Origin of the sequence: Hydrogenophaga sp. (assembly GCF_026125825.1) — a bacterium.
Classification (GTDB): domain Bacteria; phylum Pseudomonadota; class Gammaproteobacteria; order Burkholderiales; family Burkholderiaceae_C; genus Hydrogenophaga.
Map to the genome: position 1 here is coordinate 1 of NZ_JAHCKK010000197.1, position 2,664 is coordinate 2,664.

The following is a 2,664-nucleotide window of genomic DNA, read 5'->3' on the forward strand; positions in this document are numbered from 1 at the left end:
TAGCGAAGCGCGCTCGCTGAGCAAGGCAGCCCGCCAGCTGGGCACCACCCAGCCCACGGTGAGCCGCCGCCTGGTGGAACTCGAATCCCTGCTGGGCTGCAAACTGGTGAACCGCACCACCTCCACCTTCTCGCTGACCGACGAGGGCCAGACGCTGTTGCTGGAGGCGCGCGACCTGGGCGAGCGTTGGGCCGGCCTGTCCGACCGGTTGCAGGGTCGCCAGAGCCGGCCCGAGGGCACGCTGCGCGTGATCGGCCCGGCGGGCTATGGCGCCAGCTTCCTGACCGACGCGCTCACAGGCCTGATGGCGGCGCATCCCCGGCTGCGCGTGGAGCTGTCGCTGGCCGAGCGTTACACCGACCTCTCGGCCACCGGTGCGGAGTGCTGTGTTTTCGTGGGCGAGGTGCCCGATCAGGACATCGTCTGCCGCACGCTGGGCACCATGGAACGCGTGCTGGTGGCCACACCCGAGCTGGTGGCGCGCATCGGCCCGGTGACCCTGGCGCGCCTGCCTCGGCTGCCCTTTGTCGGGCTGGCCGCGCATGTGGTGGGCACGGTCCAATTGGTGCGCCGCAGCGACGGGGCCGCGCGCATGGTCACGCTGAACACGCCCTTTCGCACACCGAGCCTGCCGGCGAGCTACCGGGCCATTCTGAATGGCGCGGGCATCGGATCGGCGGCCCCCTGGATGTGCCGCGAAGACATCGCCGCCGGCCGGCTGGTGCGCGTGCTGCCGCAGTGGGCGCTGGCGCCGGTGGGCATCCACGTGGCCTTGCAGCCAGGGCGCCATCGCCCCGCGCGCGTGACGGCATTCATCGAAGCGATTCGCGCGCAGCTGCTGCTGCAGGAGGGTTTTTTGGCCGCGCCGGTGGCTCCGGCGGCGAGCGGCGCGCGGTAACAGCTGTTGCGATTGCTTGTGCGTCAGCTCCCGGCCCGGCCTGCACGGGCCTTTATGCTGTCGCCATGCTCCACACCACCGACCTCACCCTGCCTCCAACGTCCACCGTGCTGCCCGGGCGCCGCCGGCTGCTGGCCAGCGCCGCGGCCGCGGCCAGCCTGCTCGCGGCGGGCTGCTCGGTCCTGCCCTCGGGCTCCAGCCGTCCGCCGCTGGCCGACGCGAGCTACCGGCTTGCGGTGGCGAACCACATCTACCGCCGGTACCCGGACCGCATCTACCGGGGCAAGCTCCCGCCGATGCTGTACGCCATCGGCGTGCTGGAACTCGAACTCGATCGCAGCGGGGGCGTGGACGCGGTGCGCTGGTTGCGTGGGCCCAGCCACGCGCCGGAGGTGATGGCGGAGATCGACCGCCTTGTGCGGCAGGCCGCGCCGTTCCCCAATCCCCCGGGCTGGGGCCGCGTGCGGACCGTCGACACCTGGCTGTGGGACCGCAGCGGCCGCTTCCAGCTCGATACGCTGAGCGAAGGTCAGCTCTGACCGGCGGCGGCCTGCTCCGCGCACACCGCCGTGGGCTTGGCCATTTCCCTTGGGCCGCCGTTGATGCCCCAGGGCGTGCCGAAACGGTCGGTCACCATGCCGAAAGCATCGGCCCAGAAGGTTTCGGCCAGCGGCATGGTCACCTTGCCGCCGTCCGACAGGGCCTTGAACACGCGTTCGGCCTCGGCCACGGTGGGAAAGGTGATGGCCATCATGCAGCCCTGGATGCCGGCGAAGGGCATGCCGGGCGGCGTGTCGCCGGCCATGAGCGCAAAGTCCGGGTGCACCAGGTAGGCGTGCATGATGAGATGGGCGTTCTCGGGCGCCACCGGCTCACCGCCGGGCATCTCGGCATAGGTGATGAGGGCCTCGAGCCGGGCGTTGAACACCTTGGCGTAGAACCGCATCGCTTCGGCGCATTGGCCGTTGTAGGACAGGTAGGCGCAGAGTTGGGTCGGCATGGACATCTCCTGACAGGGTCAATGGAAGGGCTTGCCACCTGACGACGCGCCAGGCCCGGCCGTTTCGACATCGGCCGCGGCCGCGCGACGAACGGCGGGCGCTACCATCGCTCTCCATGGCGCTGAACTGGGTCTGGGTCGGTTTTTTCACCGTGGCGTTCGCCACCGCCGCCGTGCGCTGGCTGCTGGGCGAGCAGGGCATCCTGCAAGCGCTGATGACGGCCATGTTCGACGGTGCGCGCTCGGGTTTCGAGATCTCGCTCGGCCTGGCCGGCGTGATGGCGCTGTGGCTCGGGCTCATGCGCGTGGGGGAGCGCGCCGGCATGATCGAACTGCTCGCCCGCCTGGCAGGCCCGCTGCTGCGCCGCCTCTTTCCAGCCGTGCCGCAAGGCCACCCGGCGCAGGGCGCGATGACCATGAACATCTCGGCGAACCTGCTGGGCCTGGACAACGCGGCCACACCGCTGGGCCTCAAGGCCATGCGGGAGCTGCAGACGCTCAACACCGAAGCGCCCGGCACGGCGAGCAACGCGCAGATCATGTTCGTGGTGATGAACACCGCAGGCCTGACGCTGATTCCCACCTCGGTGATTGCCATCCGCCAGAGCATCGCGCTCAAACAGGGCCTGGGCGCGGGCTTCAACGCGGCGGACATCTTCCTGCCCACGCTGCTGGTCACGTTCACCTCGTTGCTCGCGGGCGTGCTGGCGGTGGCGGTGTGCCAGCGCCTGCCGCTGTGGCGCGCGCGCTTCCTGCTGCCCGTGCT

At 70.5% G+C, this 2,664-nt stretch carries 4 protein-coding genes; 3 read left to right on the plus strand and 1 reads right to left on the minus strand.

The genetic code is table 11. The annotated features are described in order from the left end of the window. Positions 1-898, plus strand: an 898-nt coding sequence (locus KIT86_RS24835; protein WP_297403378.1) for a LysR family transcriptional regulator, incomplete at its 5' end; no start/stop codon positions are given. A gap of 65 nt (positions 899-963) precedes the next feature. Beyond that, a complete protein-coding gene (locus KIT86_RS24840) occupies positions 964-1,437 on the plus strand; it encodes a hypothetical protein (RefSeq protein ID WP_297403380.1) in 474 nt (157 codons plus the stop codon). Here the strand turns inward: KIT86_RS24840 and KIT86_RS24845 are convergent. Then, positions 1,428-1,898 (minus strand): VOC family protein, encoded by a 471-nt coding sequence (locus KIT86_RS24845; protein ID WP_297403382.1) that lies wholly within the window; start codon positions 1,896-1,898, stop codon positions 1,428-1,430. The genes KIT86_RS24840 and KIT86_RS24845 overlap by 10 nt on opposite strands. Positions 1,899-2,014: 116 nt before the next feature. On the opposite strand from KIT86_RS24845, the gene KIT86_RS24850 reads away from it, so the two are divergent. Beyond that, positions 2,015-2,664, plus strand: a 650-nt coding sequence (locus tag KIT86_RS24850) for a nucleoside recognition domain-containing protein (RefSeq protein ID WP_297403384.1), incomplete at its 3' end; no start/stop codon positions are given.

Bases quoted from the DNA above. Each gene is read 5' to 3' on its own strand.
- KIT86_RS24840 (WP_297403380.1), top strand. From the start codon at position 964: ATGCTCCACACCACCGACCTCACCCTGCCTCCAACGTCCACCGTGCTG.
- KIT86_RS24845 (WP_297403382.1), bottom strand. From the start codon at position 1,898: ATGCCGACCCAACTCTGCGCCTACCTGTCCTACAACGGCCAATGCGCC.